Annotated in this window: 24 protein-coding genes and 2 tRNA genes; 9 read left to right on the forward strand and 17 right to left on the reverse strand. The window is 44.4% G+C overall.

Annotated features, from left to right (window positions below; genetic code table 11):
- Window positions 1-9: 9 nt before the first annotated feature.
- Complete coding sequence (locus RDK53_RS00530) at window positions 10-687, reverse strand: DUF6710 family protein (protein WP_308512789.1); 678 nt, start codon at window positions 685-687, stop codon at window positions 10-12.
- A gap of 165 nt (window positions 688-852) precedes the next feature.
- On the opposite strand from RDK53_RS00530, the gene RDK53_RS00535 reads away from it, so the two are divergent.
- The gene (locus tag RDK53_RS00535; RefSeq protein ID WP_308512790.1) at window positions 853-1,341 is read left to right on the forward strand and encodes a GNAT family N-acetyltransferase; all 489 of its coding nucleotides are present in this window, start codon (window positions 853-855) and stop codon (window positions 1,339-1,341) included.
- A 43-nt stretch (window positions 1,342-1,384) separates the two neighbouring features.
- Here the strand turns inward: RDK53_RS00535 and RDK53_RS00540 are convergent, their stop codons facing one another.
- Window positions 1,385-2,248 carry an ion channel gene (locus RDK53_RS00540; RefSeq protein WP_308512791.1) on the reverse strand — a complete coding sequence of 288 codons (864 nt, stop codon included), beginning with the start codon at window positions 2,246-2,248 and terminating at the stop codon, window positions 1,385-1,387.
- Window positions 2,249-2,423: 175 nt separating this feature from the next.
- On the opposite strand from RDK53_RS00540, the gene RDK53_RS00545 reads away from it, so the two are divergent.
- Together RDK53_RS00545 and RDK53_RS00550 are read left to right on the forward strand one after the other, a co-directional pair.
- Window positions 2,424-2,508: transfer RNA gene (locus RDK53_RS00545), tRNA-Leu, on the forward strand.
- A 943-nt stretch (window positions 2,509-3,451) separates the two neighbouring features.
- The gene (locus RDK53_RS00550) at window positions 3,452-3,682 is read left to right on the forward strand and encodes a hypothetical protein (protein ID WP_308512792.1); all 231 of its coding nucleotides are present in this window, start codon (window positions 3,452-3,454) and stop codon (window positions 3,680-3,682) included.
- Window positions 3,683-3,869: 187 nt separating this feature from the next.
- Here RDK53_RS00550 and RDK53_RS00555 read toward each other — a convergent pair whose 3' ends face one another.
- Window positions 3,870-4,055 carry a hypothetical protein gene (locus RDK53_RS00555; RefSeq protein ID WP_308512793.1) on the reverse strand — a complete coding sequence of 62 codons (186 nt, stop codon included), beginning with the start codon at window positions 4,053-4,055 and terminating at the stop codon, window positions 3,870-3,872.
- A gap of 275 nt (window positions 4,056-4,330) precedes the next feature.
- Here RDK53_RS00555 and RDK53_RS00560 point away from each other — a divergent pair, with 275 nt between their 5' ends.
- Window positions 4,331-4,705, forward strand: a complete 375-nt coding sequence (locus RDK53_RS00560) for a hypothetical protein (RefSeq protein WP_308512794.1) — start codon at window positions 4,331-4,333, stop codon at window positions 4,703-4,705.
- 40 nt (window positions 4,706-4,745) lie between these two features.
- Here the strand turns inward: RDK53_RS00560 and RDK53_RS00565 are convergent, their stop codons facing one another.
- The 4 genes from RDK53_RS00565 to RDK53_RS00580 form a co-directional block, all read right to left on the reverse strand.
- On the reverse strand, window positions 4,746-5,585 hold the full coding sequence (locus tag RDK53_RS00565; protein ID WP_308512795.1) for a Bro-N domain-containing protein: 840 nt from the start codon (window positions 5,583-5,585) through the stop codon (window positions 4,746-4,748).
- A 335-nt stretch (window positions 5,586-5,920) separates the two neighbouring features.
- Window positions 5,921-6,709 (reverse strand): site-specific integrase, encoded by a 789-nt coding sequence (locus RDK53_RS00570; protein WP_308512796.1) that lies wholly within the window; start codon window positions 6,707-6,709, stop codon window positions 5,921-5,923.
- The gene (locus RDK53_RS00575) at window positions 6,666-7,112 is read right to left on the reverse strand and encodes an Arm DNA-binding domain-containing protein (protein WP_308512797.1); all 447 of its coding nucleotides are present in this window, start codon (window positions 7,110-7,112) and stop codon (window positions 6,666-6,668) included. The genes RDK53_RS00570 and RDK53_RS00575 overlap by 44 nt, the downstream gene beginning before the upstream one ends.
- A 184-nt stretch (window positions 7,113-7,296) precedes the next feature.
- A tRNA-Thr gene (locus RDK53_RS00580) sits at window positions 7,297-7,372 on the reverse strand.
- Window positions 7,373-7,626: 254 nt separating this feature from the next.
- Between RDK53_RS00580 and tsaE the strand changes: the two genes are divergently transcribed.
- Genes tsaE through RDK53_RS00600 form a run of 4 tightly spaced genes read left to right on the forward strand, consistent with a single transcriptional unit; the run spans window position 7,627 to window position 11,074 of the window.
- Window positions 7,627-8,118, forward strand: coding sequence for a tRNA (adenosine(37)-N6)-threonylcarbamoyltransferase complex ATPase subunit type 1 TsaE (gene tsaE, locus RDK53_RS00585; protein WP_308512798.1), 492 nt, complete (start codon window positions 7,627-7,629; stop codon window positions 8,116-8,118).
- Window positions 8,118-9,548: an N-acetylmuramoyl-L-alanine amidase gene (locus RDK53_RS00590; protein ID WP_308512799.1), complete on the forward strand. Its 1,431-nt coding sequence runs from the start codon at window positions 8,118-8,120 to the stop codon at window positions 9,546-9,548. The genes tsaE and RDK53_RS00590 overlap by 1 nt, the downstream gene beginning before the upstream one ends.
- 59 nt (window positions 9,549-9,607) lie before the next feature.
- A complete protein-coding gene (fba, locus tag RDK53_RS00595) occupies window positions 9,608-10,675 on the forward strand; it encodes a class II fructose-bisphosphate aldolase (protein WP_282195894.1) in 1,068 nt (355 codons plus the stop codon).
- A 3-nt stretch (window positions 10,676-10,678) separates the two neighbouring features.
- Complete coding sequence (locus RDK53_RS00600; RefSeq protein ID WP_308512800.1) at window positions 10,679-11,074, forward strand: diacylglycerol kinase; 396 nt, start codon at window positions 10,679-10,681, stop codon at window positions 11,072-11,074.
- Between the two features lie 125 nt (window positions 11,075-11,199).
- Here RDK53_RS00600 and purB read toward each other — a convergent pair whose 3' ends face one another.
- The 5 genes from purB to RDK53_RS00625 form a co-directional block, all read right to left on the reverse strand.
- The gene (gene purB, locus RDK53_RS00605; protein ID WP_308512801.1) at window positions 11,200-12,564 is read right to left on the reverse strand and encodes an adenylosuccinate lyase; all 1,365 of its coding nucleotides are present in this window, start codon (window positions 12,562-12,564) and stop codon (window positions 11,200-11,202) included.
- Between the two features lie 85 nt (window positions 12,565-12,649).
- Window positions 12,650-13,144: a TPM domain-containing protein gene (locus tag RDK53_RS00610; RefSeq protein WP_308512802.1), complete on the reverse strand. Its 495-nt coding sequence runs from the start codon at window positions 13,142-13,144 to the stop codon at window positions 12,650-12,652.
- Window positions 13,144-14,124 (reverse strand): TPM domain-containing protein, encoded by a 981-nt coding sequence (locus RDK53_RS00615; protein WP_308512803.1) that lies wholly within the window; start codon window positions 14,122-14,124, stop codon window positions 13,144-13,146. The genes RDK53_RS00610 and RDK53_RS00615 overlap by 1 nt, the downstream gene beginning before the upstream one ends.
- Window positions 14,102-14,710, reverse strand: coding sequence for a LemA family protein (locus RDK53_RS00620; RefSeq protein ID WP_308512804.1), 609 nt, complete (start codon window positions 14,708-14,710; stop codon window positions 14,102-14,104). The genes RDK53_RS00615 and RDK53_RS00620 overlap by 23 nt, the downstream gene beginning before the upstream one ends.
- Before the next feature lie 37 nt (window positions 14,711-14,747).
- Complete coding sequence (locus tag RDK53_RS00625; protein ID WP_308512805.1) at window positions 14,748-15,308, reverse strand: nitroreductase family protein; 561 nt, start codon at window positions 15,306-15,308, stop codon at window positions 14,748-14,750.
- A 106-nt stretch (window positions 15,309-15,414) separates the two neighbouring features.
- Between RDK53_RS00625 and RDK53_RS00630 the strand changes: the two genes are divergently transcribed.
- A complete protein-coding gene (locus tag RDK53_RS00630) occupies window positions 15,415-16,005 on the forward strand; it encodes a cyclase family protein (RefSeq protein ID WP_308512806.1) in 591 nt (196 codons plus the stop codon).
- Between the two features lie 7 nt (window positions 16,006-16,012).
- Here RDK53_RS00630 and murI read toward each other — a convergent pair whose 3' ends face one another.
- From murI to RDK53_RS00655, 5 genes are all read right to left on the reverse strand, one after another.
- A complete protein-coding gene (gene murI / locus RDK53_RS00635; protein WP_308512807.1) occupies window positions 16,013-16,807 on the reverse strand; it encodes a glutamate racemase in 795 nt (264 codons plus the stop codon).
- Window positions 16,792-17,694, reverse strand: a complete 903-nt coding sequence (locus RDK53_RS00640) for a DMT family transporter (protein ID WP_308512808.1) — start codon at window positions 17,692-17,694, stop codon at window positions 16,792-16,794. The genes murI and RDK53_RS00640 overlap by 16 nt, the downstream gene beginning before the upstream one ends.
- On the reverse strand, window positions 17,672-18,544 hold the full coding sequence (locus RDK53_RS00645; protein WP_308512809.1) for a pseudouridine synthase: 873 nt from the start codon (window positions 18,542-18,544) through the stop codon (window positions 17,672-17,674). Before RDK53_RS00645 ends, RDK53_RS00640 begins: the two co-directional genes overlap by 23 nt.
- A gap of 2 nt (window positions 18,545-18,546) precedes the next feature.
- The gene (locus RDK53_RS00650) at window positions 18,547-19,542 is read right to left on the reverse strand and encodes an L-threonylcarbamoyladenylate synthase (RefSeq protein WP_308512810.1); all 996 of its coding nucleotides are present in this window, start codon (window positions 19,540-19,542) and stop codon (window positions 18,547-18,549) included.
- An 88-nt stretch (window positions 19,543-19,630) separates the two neighbouring features.
- Window positions 19,631-20,803 carry a 5-(carboxyamino)imidazole ribonucleotide synthase gene (locus tag RDK53_RS00655; protein ID WP_374041548.1) on the reverse strand — a complete coding sequence of 391 codons (1,173 nt, stop codon included), beginning with the start codon at window positions 20,801-20,803 and terminating at the stop codon, window positions 19,631-19,633.
- Window position 20,804: the final 1 nt, after the last annotated feature.

A 20,804-nucleotide genomic window follows, 5' to 3' on the forward strand; every position in this document is an offset into this window, starting at 1 on the left:
TGTTAATGCTCATTGGAATTCGAACAAGCTTTTTCTATGGATCTCCCAAATCCAACCGAATTCCGGAAAAACCGGCTTACCTAGGACATCATTGTTTTCGTCGATCCAGTGAGCTCCGTTAAAGCGAATTTTTTCCAGGCAAGATTGGATATCGAGGACTTCCTGAGGGCGCAGAGAAGCGTTTTCGTTTAATTCAGAAATACAGATTGGCAATGTTTCACCAACTGCAAAACCGATATTTAAAGGCTCGATCCAGAGAATAGATTGTTTTTCCGTTTGCTGAAAACTTCCAAGCGGTCTGTTGTCTTTGCCGATTTCACCAAGCATTTTCAGCAAATTTAAGCTTGGATGCGGCAAGAAGAACAGCAAATCGGCACAAGTTTGCAGAGATAAAGAATCAGAAGGAGTGCAGAGTTTGGCACCGTTTTCTTCCAAAATAGTCTGACTCAAACCGAATGTGGTATTGAAATCGAACGGAACGGACTCTGCAGAATCTTCAAAAAGGTAGCAGGACCGAACAGTCAAATTCTGAACCGGCCGGAGCAAAATTTTTTGAAAGTCTAAAAGAGCTTCCCGACGGGCATCTCCATTTTTATCCATACAAATGGTATTGATGGTCCTCAGAACGCTATCGAAAGCTTTTTTCTCCTGGGGTTCTCCAATTTTTTGCCAAATCTTCTGAAACATTCAAAACCTCTTTATTCTCAGCAAGTATAAATGTCATTCCAAGAACTCGACAAATCAGCAGGCGTCAGTGTTGCAGACTGGTGAACAATACGAAACCGGTTGTAACTATTTTGCGTACTCTATAATTTCCCTCACTTTTTAAAGAATGTGTAAATGAGGGAAATAATGCCTATTCGTCACGCAACTATCAATGATGTTCCGGAACTTGCCAGGATTGAAGGCGCATCCTACCCCGCAGCCGAAGCAGCTTCAGAGGAAAGAATCCGTTCCAGAGTCGCCGTGTATCCGGATTATTTTTGGCTGATGGAAGAGGATGGTTCAACTAAAGGTTTTATATGCGGCTTAGTTTCTGATCAGGAAATATTAGTGGACGATATGTTTGCGGATACTTCTTTTCATAATCCGGACGGCAAATGGCTTTTATTGTTCAGCGTGGTCACAGATCCTGCTTTCCGTCATCAAAAGATTGCTTCTAGAATTATGGAAAAAGTTTTAGAGGATACGAAGAAGAGGGGAAAGACCGGCGTTATTTTGACATGTAAGGACAAACTCAGAGACTTTTATTCTCGTTTTGACTTTGTTGATGAAGGCGTTTCAGTTTCTACCCACGGCGGAGACAAGTGGTATCAGATGCGTTTGGTATTTCCCAGATAGTTACCTTTGACTTTCATGCTCACTTTCCTATATGGCAGTGAGCTTAATTTTTTGACGTTTCTCCACTAGTGTCTTTTTTATCTTTTGTCGGGTCTGAGTTTGCCTTATCTTTATCTGCCTTATCGTCTTTGTGCTTGTCGTCAGTCTTTTGGTTAGAGTCAGACTGAGATGGGGTGGACTCAAGCTGTTTGACATAAGCCTCACCGGAGACATCGGTTGTGACTTTTTGGAACGTACCGACGATATTGGTTACGTAGACGGTGAACATCGGGATCATCAGCATTCCGAAGACTGCTTCAAAAACCGAGAGAATTTTTCCAATAGGGGTTACAGCCTGAATATTGGAACCGACGGTGACTGCTTCCATCGTTGCCCACCAAAGAGCGTCGCTAAAGTTTTTGACAAGAGGGTTAATATTTACTTCACAAACATAAAACACAAGACTTCCCAGATATACGCAAGTCACGAGAATTACTAAGTAAGTGACGAAGATTGTTGATGTTCTGCTGAAAGTAAACCATCCAACAACGATTACTAAGGCATAAACGCTGCGGATAAGAGGAATAAATCTAAAAACATAAGATAATTCGCTTGGGATCTGCCAGTTAAAGCATGAGAAGACGGTCAGATACGGAATACATACCAAGAAAAGTAAGATGTATCGAAAAAGATAGCGGCCCTTATGTTTAGTTAGAAAGAACTCAATACTCAAGTCAATGAGGAAAAAAATACAAACCCAAAACTGAATTTCCATATAGATTGGGCTTGCATAGAAGGGGTCGTTGAACTCAAAGGTATCGTAAGAGATGGAGCCAATGAGAATCAGAGACAAAATTAGGATGAAGATCCTCAGGACACCCTGAAAGTTCAATCTTTTTTCTTCAAATTTAGTCCAATTAATTGCCATATCCTCGAAGCAAAGAATCCTTTAAGTTCTAACTACAGACAGGATAACAAAGAGAAAAAAAGGCGGGTCTTTGAGGTGACTTAAACGGGAAGTTGCGTTTTTACAACAAAAAACACAAAAAAGAGTCAAATAAGTTGCAATTTTAATTTTACGTTGATAGAATTCTCGAATCGTTGCCCGGGTGGTGAAATGGTAGACACAAGGGATTCAAAATCCCTCGCCCAACAAGCGTGAGAGTTCGAGTCTCTCCCCGGGCACCAGAACCAAAAATAAAAGATCGTCAAATAGACTAAAACAAAGTACAAAATTTCAATAAAATCCTTAAAAATCAAGGCCTTTTTCATATCAATCGAGATTTTTATTAGTTAAAGACGCCCAAAGAAAACAAAAGAAAATCAAGATAAAGTTTATGGCAAAATTTATGGCATGGATTTTGTGCCTGAATCTTGAACTTTACTAAACTAGATTTATCTCTCAAAATCTTTTAGCCGGATCCCTCAAACCCCTTATCCAGAGCCAGCTTTAGCCGTTTTTTTGGAAGATATGTCTTTGTTTCTAGAGATAAATTTCCATATCTAGTGTATCCCTCCCTATGCTTTTTCAAACTCTTTTAAATGAACTTCTTCCGTTATTAGTTCAGAAAACCCAAAAATCTTTTTAAGTTCTCAGGTAAAAAAAATGGGGTGGCTTCGTTTTAAAACGCATAAGCAGCGAAACAGTTGGAAGAATTCTTGATGAAAATACGGGTTAACCTTTCAATAAAGCGCTCAGAGCCAGATCTTTGCAGATAACTGGCCCATTAGTATTACTTCGTGCGGACTAGGCACAACATGACTACGATAGCTAAAACGGTATCAATTTTTAAATCGCCGTTCTAAACTACCACAAGTTGTGACCCTGAATTCCGGACCTGCTAGGTGATAAATCTAGGAGGTTCTTTGATTCCTATGGCTTCCAAAGTTAATCTTATTTTCTTTGGAATTAAGTCCCAATAAATCTGAATTCCCGCTCCATATCGTGACGGACCAAAACGATGCTGTTCAATTCATCGATAATCCTAGGCGTATCCAAGTTTTTTTGTGTGTTCTAACCGCTTTTGAAGAATCAGAATTCTCTCTTAAGAGGATTCTGCCATCGCTATAGCGCAGAGAAAGAAGCCCTCTCTGATTTTCTCCTTTGTCCGAAACTTTGAACTCAATCTTTATGGGACGACATACTAAAGAAGCTAACGCCAAAGAATCCTCGCGTGGCGCTCCTTTTGGATTGACAGCAGAGAAAAACACTTACCGGTACGTTGGGGACGCGGGTTATAAAGCCGAAGTCGGTACCGATATAAGAGCTTTCCCGATAGAGGCAGACCACGGGGCGCGATGCGGCGGCAGCCATATATTTTTCTCGCTTCAGGCTTCTCAGAAGCAGACAAAGCAAACATGAAAGCCCAACAAAAGAAAATCGAAACCCAGAAAGGTTTCTTAATGGACTATACCTTCGCTCAGGCTTCAGCTGATACAGGCGTGGGCGTTTCAGAGAAGAGGAATATATCTTGAGATGTTTGGATGTGACTCTGTCGTGAGGGAGCTCCAGAGGCAAATTGAAAAAAATGAGAAAAAGGTTCCGGAATTCAGAAAAGGAAAAGGACAACAATAAACAGACCGATGATCCAAAATGCGAGCTGGGCGAGAACCGAGACAGTACCGAAAAAAGTCGACAAGAACGGATGTTCATTTACGAATCTATCGTGATCCTTCTGAATCTCGTCTAACAGCTGATGTCGTTCTTCTCGACTGCGAGTAACAGGGCAGAACATATTTGTCTCCTCCTCTTCTCATTTTAACAACTGCATACGTATAGGTAAATGAAAAAATGTCCACAAAATACGAGGTAATCTTCCCGATCGGGGCGGAGGAGAGCAAATTTGCCAATAGTTTAAAAAAGCTTCTAGCAATATCCGCATGGCATTAGGTGATATACCGGCGCTCTCTCAAAGGGGCGGCAAAAACTGAAAATTTACTTAGCCTTTAGCTGTCTCAATCGTCTCCCAAACAAAATTTTGAGTGTCCCTTAACATCAGAATACTCAGGGATGCTTAACTTGATTAAATCCGGAGCAGTTATTGTCTCTCCTATTTTTGCCTACTGGCTAGGTTTAGCTAATGGGAAAAATTCCGAGGAACTTAAACATGCCCGTGCTGAAATATCAACGCTCACCAGAACGGTTCAGGAATTCAAAACCAAACAGACGAACGATGCGGTTGCTTTGGCTCAGCTTCGTGTTGATGAGTCTGTTTCTCGTTCTGAACTTGAGCGGATGCGCGGTCAGATCTCAGAGCTTGAGCGAAAAGCCAAAAGCGACGCCGATCGGCAGCGTAATCGATGCCTCAGACTGGCAATTGAGGGTAAGGAACTACTCGAAGAAGCTTCAAGAGCAATTAAATTCTGCGAAGAAAATCACAAATAACTGAGCCTTGGTAGGAGGATCCTTGCCTGTTAGTGAGAAATTAGGAATTTGAACCCAGTCTTCTTTGGCGCTCCTCCTCTATCAAGTGCTTGGCGTTCTTTTCAGAAACTACCTTTTTCCCTGTCTTCAACTCAATTTTTCTTCTAGCATCACCAGCTATTTTTCCACTAGTTTTAGCAATTTCCTTATTTTCTTCTATATCAACCGGATTTTGTGAACGTGTGATTTCTGTTGCAGTTGCCTCAGCCAATGTTGTTAAAGCCGACTCAACCAACGTCATATTGTCTCTAAGGTTTTCTTTTGTGAGCCCTTTAATCGTTTTATGTTGTTTAATACTCACTTCAAAGGTTCCGCGGTGAATAATGTCAGTTAACATTCCGTACTGTTGATCTCGGACCCCATGTTCTTTCCATTCTGAAGTCAGAGCATTTCTTGTCTCTATTCCCTTCATTCTGGCATTTATCCACTCTTCAGAAAAACCCTTTCTTCTATAGGCATTGCGTGCCCTATCTATGGCTTTCTGAGGGTCTATTTCTTCCTCGACTCTTTCTTTTGCGACTTTAGCTAGCCATAACTTAACCGGTTCAGCCTTTGGAGATGGAATGGATTGAATAATGCGAAATAGGCATTCCATGTTGGCAGCCAAAGTTTTTCTTTTCTTTCCGTTGGTCTCCATTGCTACCTGGGGACAATTTGTCCCTATGTAAGTTCCAAGCTCAGGATCTCTCTTCCTCATTTTTTTTAAATAATCTGTCGGATTAGGGCTATCGGTCAATATACCCACGACGTCAACCACAGAAAAAAACCATTCTTGTTCTGTTTCATTCCAGACAGCTCTGACCTTCTTATTCTCAAAAAGTTTTAATCCGTTTTCCATCATTACTCCTCCGTGCCACAGATTTTAAGTTTACTAAAGAGATTACCCTACAGCTAATCAGAACTGCAAGCGCAGTTAAATTCTGCGCAGAAAGCCACAAGTAATTAGTATGCTGGTATCGACTCCGGTTCTCATGGCGGAGAGGGAATTGGCAGGGTTGTCGGTTAGCTCGCGAGTCTGGGTAGAAACAAGAAGAACGGCCCGGAACTATTCCTTCCTAGCCCCTTAAAAGTATGAGATCATACGTTCAATGAAATCTCATACCTCTAAACGTGGTTAGCGATTGCTAGTTACATTGGTTCTTGTTTCTTAACAATCAAAGAAAAGCAGTATTTACTCTATTCTTCCATAACTGCTCGTCTTCTCTCCAAAAGATCGCTTCTTTGGTAAGCTAACTCTACTTCGTTGCCTGTGACATGCATTAGAGATTTTTCAGCGAGACTAGGATCAATACCGGTTTCTGCGCACCAATCTCTAAATGTAGATTGCATGCCGTGCATAGTGTAATTTCGACTGGGAAAGAGTGTTTTTAGGTATTTGATCGGAGATTCACGGTGGATTGGCTTATTTCTGCTGGAAGACGGAAAAACATAGTCGTTGAGTTTCGGCAGCCGACCCAGTATCTGTAATGCCTCTTCTGAAAGCGGAATACGATGTGGATATGGTTTCATATCTTTTCTTCTTTCAGGAGGTATAGACCATTTTTTAGTTTCGAAATCGAACTCATCCCATTTTGCATCAACGAATTCCTGCACTCTGGTAGCTGTCAGAGTACCAAACATAATTGCCTGCGTTGCAATACTTAATCTGTGACCGGAAAGCTCCCAAAACAGCGCCGGCACTTTACTTGCCTCGATTGCCGGATGATGTACGACATTTTGAATTTTTGAGGGTGCTGGCAAGAAGTGATCTAAGCATCCTTTCCATCGCGCCGGATTGTCTCCTTGCAATTCTCCTGCCATTTTTGCGTAGTCAAAGACCCGAGCAAGATATCGCTGTAAATTTGATGCGGTTTCTGTTTTAGTTCTCCAGATAGGATTCAAGAATTCGAGGATATCATCGGCAGTAATGGATTGAATAGGTTTATCTAAGATTGGCTTCGCATATTGTGCGATAGTATTGTTCAATCTGGCCGCCTGCCTGTCTGTCAGATTTCAACATTCTGACTTCCTGAAGTCGGGCGATACATGCTTGTGCGGCCTCCTTAAATGACATCCCGGAAGCACGGGAGCGGAGCTCTGATTTTCTTTTGATAATCGGAGAGATTCCTTTTGCGGCAGATCCTCTATACTCTTTGAGTCGAAATCTGGCCTGAGCCAAAGAGATGTCATTTAAAGATCCCAGTCCGACGTCATGAAGTTTGCCGTTAACTCGGTATCGAAAAATCCATGATTTTGAATTCTCTCGGACTCTTAGATATAGGCCGTTGCCGTCAGCATGCATACCGTCAGGCAATTTTTTTAACTCGCCGTTTTTCAATTTATTAATGCAGGCCGGTTGATAATTGATGCCGTAAAGTATGGGATGCACAATTAAGACATCCGGACAGTCCGTTGTCCCACACTCAGAGTATGGGGCGTTCCCATACTTGAGATTTTGTTCAGTAAATTTTACGTGTGGATAAATGTGGTTAAGTGTGGGAGACTAGCCTTGGATTATATGGGATAGTGAGGAGGGTTGGGGGGGATTATTCGTGATGAGTGTGGAGTGTTTTTGGTGCCGGAGAGGGGACTTGAACCTCCGACCTTCGCATTACGAATGCGCTGCTCTACCAACTGAGCTACACCGGCGCCAAAGGAAAGTAATTATATCCTAGGAATTTTTCTATTAGCAAATAAAAAATACGAAGGAAATCTTCTTTATCTTTTAAGCTGTATGCAGAATTGGCGAAAAGTATAAAGACAAGTCGAGTAGCTTCGAACAAGCGCGCTATTTTCCATTTACTGATACAGGCTCCTAAAAAAACTTAAAAAATTGTAATTCTTAAGAAGGAAGTTTGTCTAACTATTATCATTGTGAAACGATGTCCGATCTGTAGTTAATTATGTGTGCGCCTCTTTTAAAAAATCTCTCCAATGAACATGAAATGGAACTGCTTGGGCAAGATCTTGCCAAAGGTTTAGACGGCCTGACAGAACTGATTAAAGAAAAAGGTCTGACCATACGATTAAACGGAGATCTAGGAGCAGGGAAGACTACCTTGACTCGAGCTATTTTGCGAGGCTTGGGTTATCAAAGAAGAGTGAAAAGTCCTACATTTTCCTTATTGGAAATTTATAAACTTGAGGCGTTTACTCTTAATCATTTTGATTTCTACAGATTCGAGACACCAGAAGAATTTGAAGATGCCGGATTCCGTGAAAATTATGGCCCCGGACAAGTAACAATATCAGAATGGACTTCTAAAGCAGAACCTTTCGTTCCGGAAGCAGATGTTGAAATCGACATCACCCAAGGAGCAGATGAGCAGACCAGAGAGGTCAAAATTTCTGCACGTAGTGAAGTTGGTCAAAACCTTCTAGCAAAAATTAAATAATGAGTGGAATAAGTAGAAGAACACTAGTAAATGAGGTCGGTGGTCTGATTTTGTTTTCTTTTTTGCCTATTTCCTCGGCAAAAGCAGCTCAGCTCGTTGACCTTAGAATTTGGCCATCACCAGAATACACGCGTATTACGCTTGAACATGATGTACCGATTCCTTTTAAGTACACCATGGTTCGCAACGGTTCATCAGTGAAAATGGTCGTCCTTATTGAAGGACTGACTCTGACAACTAAACTGAAAAACTTAGTGAGCAAGCAGCAGCCAAATGATCCCTATATTTCCGGGATTACCGCTTCGCAGTACAGTTCCAAGACAGTTCAGTTGGTTATTAATTTCAAGCAGGATGTTGATCCGCAGGTGTTCTCTTTGAAGCCGTTTGGAGAATACAAGTATCGACTCGTTTTTGACCTTTACCCGGCAGTCGAAAAGGATCCGATTATGGCGCTTATCCGTAAGGAGGAAAGCGAACCGGATGCCATCGGAAGAATCCTTGCCCAGGTTGCCGAAGGCCAGCAGAGAATGGAAGAAAACCGCGCGGAAGCCGAGCAGGATTCTATCGGTGATTTAATTGCCGGCATTACTTCAGGCAATATCGTGCCCATGAAACCCGGCGATCTGGGTTATACGGAACAGCCGTCTAAGGAAAAGCCGAAATCTTCGAAGGCTCCTGTAACTAAACAGCCCAAGAAAGAACAACCCAAGACAACTCAACGCAGAGGCAGAGGGAGAGTTCTAGTCGTAATGGTCGATCCGGGCCACGGCGGTGAGGATCCTGGCGCAGTTGGAAAGCGTTACCGTACGAAAGAAAAAGAAGTGGTTTTGTCTATTTCCCGCATCCTAGTGGCTGAATTAAACAAAGTTCAAGGCTTCAAAGCTATGCTTACCCGAGATCGCGACTACTTCGTGCCGTTGAACAGAAGAGTTCAAAAAGCTAGAGCAGCCAAAGCAGATTTCTTTGTTTCCGTTCATGCGGATGCTTGGGTGAAGCCCACTGCAAGGGGATCCTCCATTTTTGCTTTAGACACCCGCGGACGTGTTTCAACTCAAAATAAATGGCTTGCCCGCAACCAGAACAACGCTGACCTTATCGGAGGCGTCAATGTCACACGTCACGATAAGCAGATTGCAAAGATTTTGTTGGATATGTCTTTCACCGCACAGGTATCTGACAGTTTGGCCTACGGTAAAAAAATCCTGACTGAAATTGCCAAGATTAATACTCTGCATAAGTCCCGTGTTGAGCAGGCTAATTTTGCCGTGCTGAAGGCTCCTGATATTCCTTCGGTTCTGGTGGAAACCGCCTTCATTTCTAATCCGCAGGAAGAGCAGAAGCTCAGAACACGCGCTTTCCAGAGGAAGGTTGCTTGCGCTATCGGAAACGGAATTTTGAAAGGTTTCGGACGTTCGGGAACTTTGTCTTAAGCTAAGGATGTTTTAGTTTACAATCAAACGATCATTTTCTTTTAGAGTTGGAGATAAGTATGGCTCTCGTCTCGTTGCGCCAATTGTTAGATCACGCAGCTGAAAATAATTACGGTATTCCTGCATTCAATGTCAACAATCTTGAGCAGGTTCAAGCAATTATGCAGGCCGCCAGCGAAGTCAATGCTCCTGTTATCATGCAGGCTTCTGCAGGTGCCAGAAAGTATGCCGGAGAAAGATTCCTTGAACACCTTATCAAGGCCGCAATTGAAACTTATCCGGAAATTCCTGTCTGTATGCATCAAGATCACGGCCAAAGTCCTAAGGTCTGCGAAGGTGCTATTAATCTCGGTTTCTCTTCCGTCATGATGGACGGTTCTTTGATGAGCGACGGCAAGACCATTTCGACTTTTGACTATAACGTCGATGTCACTAAGACTGTTGTTGACATGGCTCATAAGGTCGGTGTTTCCGTGGAAGGCGAGCTTGGCTGCTTAGGTTCTTTGGAAACTATGAAAGGCGACAAAGAAGACGGTCACGGAACAGACGCTACAATGACTAAAGACCAGCTCTTGACTGATCCGGACCAAGCAGCTGAATTCGTTGAACAGACTCAGGTTGACGCTTTGGCCATCGCTATCGGTACAAGCCACGGCGCCTACAAGTTCACCCGTAAGCCGACAGGAGATATTCTCTCCATTCAACGCGTCAAAGAAATTCACGCCAGAATCCCGAATACTCACTTAGTGATGCATGGTTCTTCTTCCGTTCCTCAAGAATATCTTGAAGAAATCAGAAAGTACGGCGGTCAGTTTAAGACAACATACGGCGTTCCGGTCGAAGAAATTGTTGAAGCTATCAAGTACGGTGTCCGCAAGGTCAACATCGACACGGATATTCGCTTAGCAATGACAGCTGCTATCCGTAAGTACTTCGTAGAAAATCCGGAAGCATTTGACCCGCGCGCTTATTTGAAAGTTGCTAAGCAGGCATCCGTAGATATGTGCAAGTCCCGCTATCTTGCTTTCGGCTGCGAAGGTCAGGCTTCCAAGATTAAACCGTTGCCGTTGCCGGAAATGGCAAAGCTTTATTCTGAAGGCGTGTTAAAACAGAAAGTTAATTTCTAATAAATGGATAATCAGCCTAAAAACGCATCTGATTTAAAAGGTAAGTCGGGCATTACCCGACTTATCAATGCAACCAAGTACTCCAAACAAGGCTTAGTCGCAGGCTGGAAAAGTGAAGAAGCTTTGAGACAGGAAATCATTTTGGCCTGCGTGATGGTTCCAACCGCAGTCTTTTTGCCGATTGATTATTTGGAGAAGATCTTTCTGATTGCCTCCGTGTTTATTGTCCTTATTACGGAAGTTTTAAATTCAGCAATTGAAGCCGTGGTTGACAGATTTGGTACTGAAATCCATCCGCTCTCCGGCAAAGCCAAAGATTTAGGAAGTTTGGCCGTCCTGTTGGCACTTATTCTTTGTGCGATTGTCTGGGTTAGCGTATTAGTGCACAACTTTTTGTGATTCTTCCTTAGGAAGAACAGAAGAGAGGAGCTTTTCGGCTCCTTTTCCCGTTTCACGAGGCCGGATTTTTAATAAAACCAAAAATAAACGGCAGCCTCGGCTGCCGTTGATACCTCTATCGAAAATTAAATTTCTTTTGCTAATACATCAGCGATACCGATGTATGTATGAGGAGTCAGTTTCTGAAGGTTCTGCTTGGCATCTTCAGGGATATCGAGCTTGGCGATGAATTCATGCAAGGATTCCGGCGTAATGCCTTTGCCTCTGGTCAAAGCTTTGAGCTGTTCGTATGGATGAGGAACTCCATAGCGTCTCATCACTGTTTGAATAGCTTCAGCTAAAACTTCCCAAGAGTTATCCAAGTCAGCGGAGACGGCCTGCTCATTGAGCTGAAGCTTGCCCATGCCTCTTGTTAGAGCAGTGTAGCCGACAACGCAATAACCGAAGGCAACACCCATGTTTCTGAGGACTGTGGAGTCAGTTAAGTCTCTCTGCCAACGAGAGATCGGTAATTTCTGAGCTAAGAAAGTCAAGAATGCATTAGCCATACCGAGGTTGCCTTCGGAGTTTTCGAAGTCAATCGGATTGACCTTATGCGGCATTGTGGAGGAGCCGACTTCGCCTTCTTTCAACTGCTGTTTGAAGTAGTTCAAGGAGATATAGCCCCAGATGTCTCTGTCTAAGTCGATCAAAATAGTGTTTGCGCAGACGATTGCGTCAAACAATTGAGCCATGTAGTCATGAGGTTCAATCTGAATGGTGTACTTGTTGTATTCAAGATTGAGCTTGTTGGTGATGACGTCTTGAGCAAATGCAGGCCAATCTTTGTCGGGATAGGCGATGTAGTGTGCATTGAAGTTGCCTACGGCACCGTTCATCTTGGCCAGCAAGTGAACTTTTTCAATGTTGTTGATGGCTCTTTCCAATCTGAAGGCAACGTTGGCCATTTCCTTACCGACGGTTGTCGGGCTGGCGTGCTGTCCGTGAGTTCTGGACAACATAGAGACGGAAGCCCAGTCGTGAGCAAATGTCTTTAATTTGTCTGTAATTGCCTGAAGATAAGAGCAGATGACTTGACGGCCGGAAGACAGCATCAAGGCGTGCGATGTGTTATTGATATCTTCAGAAGTGCATCCGAAATGAACGAATTCGCTGGCGGCAGCCAGTTCTGCGTTCTTCTCCATTTTGCCCTTGATCCAATACTCTACGGCTTTAACGTCGTGGTTAGTAGTGGCTTCGATTTTCTTGATATCTTCACAGTCGCTCAAAGAGAAATCAGAAACAAGGCTTCTTAAGTATTCTTTGTTCTCTGCTGACAGTTCTTTTAATTCGGGGAGTTTGAATTCGGATAAGGCAATAATCCATTCGATTTCAACAGTAACGCGGGCGCGCATTAAAGCGAATTCAGAAAAGATATCACGAAGAACTTCAGTTTGCTTAGCGTAGCGGCCGTCAAGAGGAGACAAGGCCATCAAAGAGGAAATTTCCATGTTGTTTTCCAGAAAACATTAAAAGATGTCATATTCTAGAAAAAAACAAGCCAGTCGGCAGAAGACTGGCTTGCAACAAAAAGATTTAGAGAAGAATTGGATTGTTCGGCAAAGGATCATTTACCGGTTTATTCGTGAAATGCGCTGATAGAACCTTTGCCAGTTCGGTTATGGCTTCGCAAATTCCTTTTGCAAATAATTTTTGCTGGAACCTCTCGCTCATTTTATGAACGATGACATCGAGCTGCTGTTGCGTAAATAGGCGCGCCGCAGCTCTATCTAATACCAATTCAATCGCGTGGTCGGAGAGATTTAAGTAAATCAATACTCCATTGTTGTCTTCCGTATCCCAAACTCGATACTGAGCAAAGAGTTGTTCGGCTCGAGTGTGAGCGACGGAGTTTGATTTCAAAATATCCAACGGAAGGCTTCTCTCAATAATGACCTCAAACTCTGCGGAGGTCGTGGTTTCTGCTTTTTCAATGCATTGAGTAATCTCTCCCAAAGCTTCTTCCGGGAAAGAATATTTCACTGGTATCGGAGAAAGGGCCCAATGTTTAAGGGTACGTAGAATTGTCATTACCAACCTCCGCTAGCGCCGCCGCCTGCTGAGTCACCGCCGCCTCCGGAAGACGGACCGCCTCCGAAACCTCCTCCGCCGAATCCTCCGTCACCGAAGCCGCCGCCAAATCCGCCTCCGAATCCTCCGAACCCGCCGGAATTTCTAAATCTACGGTTGGTTCTATTATTCATTCTGGCAGTTCGTCGTGCACCCGCTTCCAGAACAGAAGTTGGGATGAGCAGACTAGCAACCATCACGATCACACCGATTATGATGCCGGCGACAATGGACTGCATGACAAAGGTTCCAAAAGCTCCTACGAGGACACCTGCTACCGGAGCGGATTTTCTGCCGAGGAGCTGACGCATCATCATCGTAGCTACAAACCCGATGAATATTATGGCTACCCAGGGCTGATCCCAGAGAGGGTCGCCTTCCATTTCAAAAACGGACTGGGAACCGGGATTTTTGGCTGTAGGAGGAGGAAGATCTTCGCCTTCAATCTTTTTAAAGATGAGATCAAGACCTTTATTGATGCCTTCATAGTAGTTGTTGGCTGCAAATGCAGGCAGCACAGCTTCCTGCAGGATTCTGTAGGCAGTGACATCCGGGATTGCCCCTTCAAGAGCCCTCATGACGTCAATTCTGACTCTATGGTCATTGAGAGCAACAACAAACAGCAGGCCGTCGCCCACACCTTTTCTGCCCGGTTTCCATTCAGCTCCCACTCGATGAGCGTAGTCCTCAATAGGTTCTCCGTTCGTAGAAGGAACCACAATGACACAAATCTGGCTCCCGACTTTCTTCTCAAAGTCTTGAAGCTTGGTTTCTAAAGCCTGTTTCTGCTGTTCTGTAAATAGATCCGCGGTATCCGTGACGTAATCAAACTTCGGCACCGGCAATAGGTTTGCCTGTGCCAAAGAGCCGAACAGCAGCGTTAGTCCCAGGAAAAGACCTAGGAACCAACGGCTGAAGTTATTTTTGAGTACTTGTTCCAAAATCGACCACCGGAGGAGTTGTTACAGCTGCTTCATCAGCTACCTTGTACTGCGGTTTCTGTTTATAACCTAAGATTTTTACCCAAATCAGCTGCGGGAACTGGCGGATCCAAGTGTTGTAAGTCTGAACCGTCTTAATGTAGTTGTTGCGGGCAATAGCAATACGGTTTTCACAGCCTTCCAATTGGACTCTCAATTCCTGGAATGCTTTGTTGGACTGAAGGGTCGGGTAGCGTTCAACAGTAACGAGTAATCGAGAAAGAGCATTGCCGATTTCGCCTTGAGCCTGTGTGAACTTTTGGAAAGCTTCCGGATTATTCAGCAGTTCAGGTGTTGCTTGAATGGAGGTCGCTTTTGCTCTGGCGTTAATTACTTGAGTCAAAGTAGATTTTTCGAAATCTGCTTCACCTTTAACGGAGTTCACGACATTAGGAATCAGATCAGTTCTTCTCTGATATTGGTTGATAACTTCACTCCATGCTGCATTTACCGATTCATCCATGGACTGCAGTTCGTTATATCCGCAGCCGGACAAAAGAGAGCAAGAGAGCACCAAGCTGGCGAATAAAAGTATTAGTCGTTTCATAGCTAAGACTCTAAGAAGGTTTATTTACAAATTCTAGTTAATAGGCCGAGAAGAAATCAGCAGGATTAGCCCGTTTTGCTCCTTCCGGCACTTGTGTTGAGGTACCGATCATAATCCAGCAGGCAACTTTTTCATCCTTTTTACAAAGAGCTTTGACAACGTCCGGATACTCCGTGCTCGAACCGCTGACAACTTTTAATCCGAATCCTTTGTTTTCAAGAACATCCATAAATTGCATTAGGAATGCACCGGCGGTCATCCATTGTTCGTAGACCGGGACTCGTGAATTGTTTTCTTCAATTTTGACGATCATTGCCAGAAGAGCAGGGGCTTTTACAGCTTTTGAGCGGGCTTTTAATGCTTCTTCCTGCGTTGCCCCGCTTTGGATAGCTCCGGCTTCAAAAAAGTCAGCCAGCTTTTCTCTATCATTGATTAGTACCATCCGGCATTGGTTATCTCGTAAATGGTTCGGAGCTGCTATTGCTGCGCTAATTGCTTCTGAATAATCCTTTTCTGACGGGACCGGATCGGTCAGATATTTTGCTCCGATGGAATGACGTTGAGCTAATTTTTGCCACAGCGGTGTTGCTTCTGCCATGCCTTTTCTCCTTATATACTGAAGCTTTAAGCATAATGCCTGCGAAGGGCTTGGTAAGAAATGGGCCCAAAGTCGGGCAATAACATTGAACTAATAAAAGATGAGTATGAGTGAGATTATTGACATTTCTCAAGCGGTTGACGAGAACACGCCGGCCTATTACGGAGATACGCCGTTTACTTTGCAATGGATCTGCAATGACGAAGTTAAAACTTCAGAAATCAAAGTCACTCCGCACGTTGGAACTCATGTCGATTCTCCGATGCATTTTTCTTGTTCACAAAACGGTATCGGAAAGGTTCCTTTATCGACCTTTGTCGGTGACTGTATCGTGGCGGCTTCTGAATTCGCGCTGAACGCAAAGGCCTTGGAGGCATGGGCAGTGTTTCAGAAATACAAAGCTTGCGGAAGGATTCTTTTCAAGTTTGAAGACAAGGAACAAGGAATTGCAGAGGAAGTCGTTGAGCTTTTGGTTGAAGAAAAATTTGTTTTGATCGGTACCAGCACTCCGTCTATTGATGACGAAAAAAGCCATGACTTTCCTAATCATCGATTTGCATTAAGTCACGGCCTTTGCGCTTTGGAAAACCTGGTACTTGATAAGGTCGAACCGGGAGTTTACTTTCTGAGTGCTGCTCCGATTAAATGGCTCAAGGCCGAAGCGTCTCCGGTTCGTGCTTACCTTATAAAGAAATAGCTAAAAACTAGATTTCCAAATTCTCTGCTGAAACGGGTTTGCCCCAGAGCAGAGAGATAATCTGCTGAGTTTTAGGAGTCAAACTCGTAATCAAAAATCTTTCCGTTCCTTGTTTTCCGAGTTCCAAGCTGCCTTGTTTTTCCAGTTGGTGTAAGACTTGCTTAGCCACGGCCGGGCTAGGATCGTAGACCGTCACATTTGGTCCCAAAGCCTTGGAGATTTGTTTTTTTAGAAACGGATAGTGTGTGCACCCTAGAACCGTAAAGTCAGCGTTGGCCTCTTTGATAGGCTTTGTGTACTTCTCGATTAATTCAATGGTTTCAGGAGCGTCCCAAGCGCCGTTTTCGACGCAATTCATCAACCCCGAACATTTCATGGAGACGACTTTGACTTTATTGTCCGGATTATAGGTATTCAATAATTTTTGATAACGTTTGCTGGAAATTGTTCGCGTTGTTGCCATGACCCCAACCGCTCCGGTCTTAGTGTTCAGAACGGCAGGCTTTAAAGCCGGTTCTACGCCAATTACGGGAATAGACACTTTTGTTCTGAGGATATCTATAGCGGCAGCTGTTGCGGTATTGCAGGCCACGACGATGGCTTTAGCATTATGTTTGAGGAAAAAGTCCGAAATCTTGAGAACCCTTTCAATTACAAAGGCCTCGGTTTGATCTCCGTAAGGGGCATTTCCGCAATCTCCGACATAGAGGATATTCTCGGAAGGCAGAATTGTGCGAACTTCTCGGGCAATTGAGAGACCTCCCAACCCCGAGTCAAAAATACCAATTATTCCTTTTTGCACGCAAGTTTCCTCTCTTGAATATATCTGGGCAGCCAAGAGCTGATAATGACACTGGCTACCACTAGGACGCCGCCGAAGGCTGCCATCAGTCCGATTTTCTCTCCGACGAGCCAACCGATAATCCCGGCAAATACAGGTTCTAACGTATAAATGAGGACGGCTTTTGTCGGGGAGACTGTCTTTTGAGCCCAGTTGATAACGATTTGATTGAAAGCAATCATTCCGGCCAGAATGGCTATGCAGACAATCAAAGTCGGATTCCAATTGACATAAATGTCTTCAAACGCAATGGTATAAGCTGTGCTCCAGGCTGCTACCACGGTCAGCTGAGTTAAACAAAAAGCTTTTGGATTGCATTGAGTTGCGAATTTTCCGATAACAATAATTTCTAAAGCGCAAGCCAAAGCCGAGGCAATGGTCAGCCATTCGCCGAAACTCCCGGAAAAAGAAAGTTTCGTTGGGTCAAGAATCAGCAGCATGCCCCCGAAAGCAACAGCAATACCAAGGCCAACCGTTAATTCAGGAACTTTTCTGAACAGAATTAACTGCAGCAAAGGGACAAAAGGCACATACAAGGCGGTTAGAAAGGCCGAGATAGAACTCGGAATTGTTTGAAGGCCTACCGTCTGAAGAAAATACCCGAAGAAGATGCAGGTCCCGGCCCAGAGTCCGCCCATCCAATCTACACGGGTAATGTTTTTTAATTCTTTGCCCATGATGAGAGCCGTGAGCAAAGCACCTAAGATAAATCTAGACGTGACTAAAAGCCCCGGAGAAATGCTTTCCAGGGCTGTAGCAATAAGAATGAAGGAGCTGCCCCAAAGAAAACAGACGGAGACGAGCCCCCATTCCGGCGAAATATGTTTAAGACTTTTTCCTATTTCCATTTACGTTTCTCTTGGGACTTATAGATTTTTTTGAATAAGAAAAATTTGTTTTTTTGTGATGAGAGGAAGCTTCGAAAGATTCGTTTTCCTGCAGATAACGCCATTTACCGACGGGCAGTTTTCCAAGATTGATGCCGCCGATTCGGACTCGCTTTAATTGAAGAACTTTCAAGCCTACGGCTTCGCACATCTTACGAATCTGGCGGTTTCTGCCTTCGCGCAGAACAAATCGAAGCTGATTGTCATTAATCCATTCGACTTTGGCACGAAGAAGTTTTTTGCCGTCAATTTCGAGTCCGAAGTTCAAGAGCTGAAGCTTTTCTTCCGGGAAGTCAGCATTAGAAGTGCCGTCCGCCGGAGTGACCCGCACAATGTATTCTTTGTCCACATTGCTTTCTTCGCCGATGAGCTTTTTAGCAACTCTGCCGTCCTGCGTGAGAACGAGAAGTCCTGTGGAATTGATATCCAAACGTCCTGCGGGTACTAAACCTTTTCTTTGGAAAGGTTTAAAGACTTTTTTAACGGGATCTTCCGACCAATGATTTTCATCGGTAACCAAGACCTTTGCCGGCTCATAGCCGTCTTCCGCCTGCCCGCTGACATAACCGAGAGGTTTATTAAGCAGGATAGTTACCTTTTCGGCCTGTTCGGTTTTTGCCGCATTATTGATAGTTATTTTTTGATCAGGACGTATTTTGGTGCCGAGCTCAGTGATTTTGACACCGTCTACGCTTACCCAGCCTTTTTCAATCCAAGAATCTGCTTCACGGCGTGAGCAAATACCGAGTTCTCCCATCCTCTTAGAGAGACGAACTAAACCCGCGTCGGGGGAATTCTCTTGTTCAGACATAATTATTCCTTTTTAGCCGAAGCTCTTGTCAGACGATCCAAAACGCCTGCCGAGGACGGAGAATACTCAGGGGGAACAACAAAAATTCTGTCAATATCTTCTTTATCCAGGTCATGCATCCATTGATAAAGATGAGCAGAAAGTTCCGGTACGGAACAGTAGGCAAATGTTTTTTCCGATATCGGTTTAAATCGACGGGCAATTTTTTCCGGTGCAATTAACCCAAATGTTTTGAATTGTCTTGCCAGAAATTGAGTCTTACCGGGCAAATCTTCGGCTGAGACCATTTCCATCTTGTGCTTCGGAGCGTAGTGGCTCTTTAAAGTTCCTGAGACTCTCGGAGAGTTGTACACGGTGCCGTGCATGACAGGCTTGCCGATAACAGAGGAGATCTGGTCAGAGTCAATCGCTCCTTCCCGCAAGATTCGCGGGGTATCGCCGGAAAGATCCAAAATAGTGGATTCAATGCCCACCTCGCACGGACCGCCATCGATGATAAGGTCAACCTTGCCTTGAGGCTTCTCACCTAAATCATCGCGAACGTGCTGAGCAGTGGAAGGGCTGATCCGTCCGAAAGAGTTAGCACTCGGAGCAGCCAGTCCTTTCCCTTGTCCTCTGTCAAAGATTTCCAAGAGGCGGTGAGCAATCGGGTGAGAGGGGCAACGCAAAGCTACCGTGTCCTGTCCTCCGGTTACAAAGTCTTTAGCAATATCTGATTTTTTTAGAATGATTGTCAAAGGACCGGGCCAGAAGGCATCCGTTAACTTTTTGGCATCTTCATTAAAGTCGCTGACCCAACGAGGAATCGCCTTGGCGTTGGCTAAATGAACAATCAAAGGATGATTGGACGGCCGATTTTTTGCTTTATAGATGGACTCTACTGCCTCTTGATTCTCAGCATCCGCAGCCAAACCGTAAACAGTTTCCGTCGGAATGCCGACGAGGCCTCCGTTGTCCAAAATTTTTATTGCTTTTTGAAGCAGATCGTTATCGAGCATATCCGGTTATGTACAAAATCAGAATGGCTAATTTTAATGTTCAAACGGCCGGTTAAGTTCACCGGCCGTTTGATTTGAGAGCATTAAACTATATGTGTTCAGGCTTTGGAAGACCGATCGCATCGCAGACCTGAAGAGCGCACTTCATTGCTTCTTCGGGAGTGGAGCCTACACAAGTAATGTGTCCCATCTTTCTGCCTTTTCTCGCGTCTAATTTGCCGTACAAGTGCAGTTTGGCGTGCGGGAAGGCTAAGACCTTATCCCAATCAGGCTCAAACTTGTTGCCGTCGGGTTTAAACCACAGATTGCCGAGGATGTTGAGCATGACGGTATATTGAATTTGGGTGGTGTCTCCCAAAGGCATATTTGTCATGGCCCGAACCTGCTGGTCATATTGGCTGCTGATGCAGCCTTCGATAGTGGCGTGGCCCGAGTTGTGAGGACGTGGCGCTAATTCATTAACAATGATTTCGCCGTTTTCGAGAATAAAAAATTCAACGCAGAGAACACCGACATAGTCAAGACTATTGACAATGTGTTTAGCGATAGAACGAGCCTTGTCTGCTTGTTCTTGGCTGATTCTTGCCGGCATGATGGATACTGCCAAGATACCGTCACGATGTTCGTTCTCCGAAACCGGGAAGGTTGTTGCTTCGCCCATGGCGTTGCGGGCTGAAATCACGGATACTTCTCTCCAGAGAGGAAGCATTTTCTCGAGTACGCATTTAACTTTACCGAGGGTATTGAATGCTTCACTCAATTCCGTTTTATTTTTGACGCGGACTTGGCCTTTGCCGTCATAGCCCAAGCGGGCTGTTTTCAGAATACCCGGGAAAAGGTTTTCATCGACGTTTTCAATATCCTGAGCAGATGCAATTAAGCAATGAGGAGCGACGGGCGCGCCGATGGAACTCAAGAAAGACTTTTCGTCCAAGCGATCTTGAGTGATGGAAACAGCCTTGGCAGCAGGTGAAACCTGCGTCATCTCAGCTAGGATTTCTAAGCTATCGGCCGGAACGTTTTCAAACTCAGTCGTGACGGAAAGACATTTCTCTCCTAATTTTTCCAAGGCTGAGCGATCCGTGTAAGCAGCGCAGAGGTGCATTTCACTGACGGCTGCGGCCGGTGCGTGCGGATCTTTTTCCAAAACGCAGACTCTGTACCCAAGCGTAGCGGCAGCCTGTGCGAACATGCGCCCTAGCTGGCCCCCTCCAAGAAGGCCGAGCCAGGCGCCCGGCAAAATTGGTTCATGACTCATAATG

Origin of the sequence: uncultured Turicimonas sp. (assembly GCF_902477955.1) — a bacterium.
GTDB lineage: Bacteria > Pseudomonadota > Gammaproteobacteria > Burkholderiales > Burkholderiaceae_F > Turicimonas.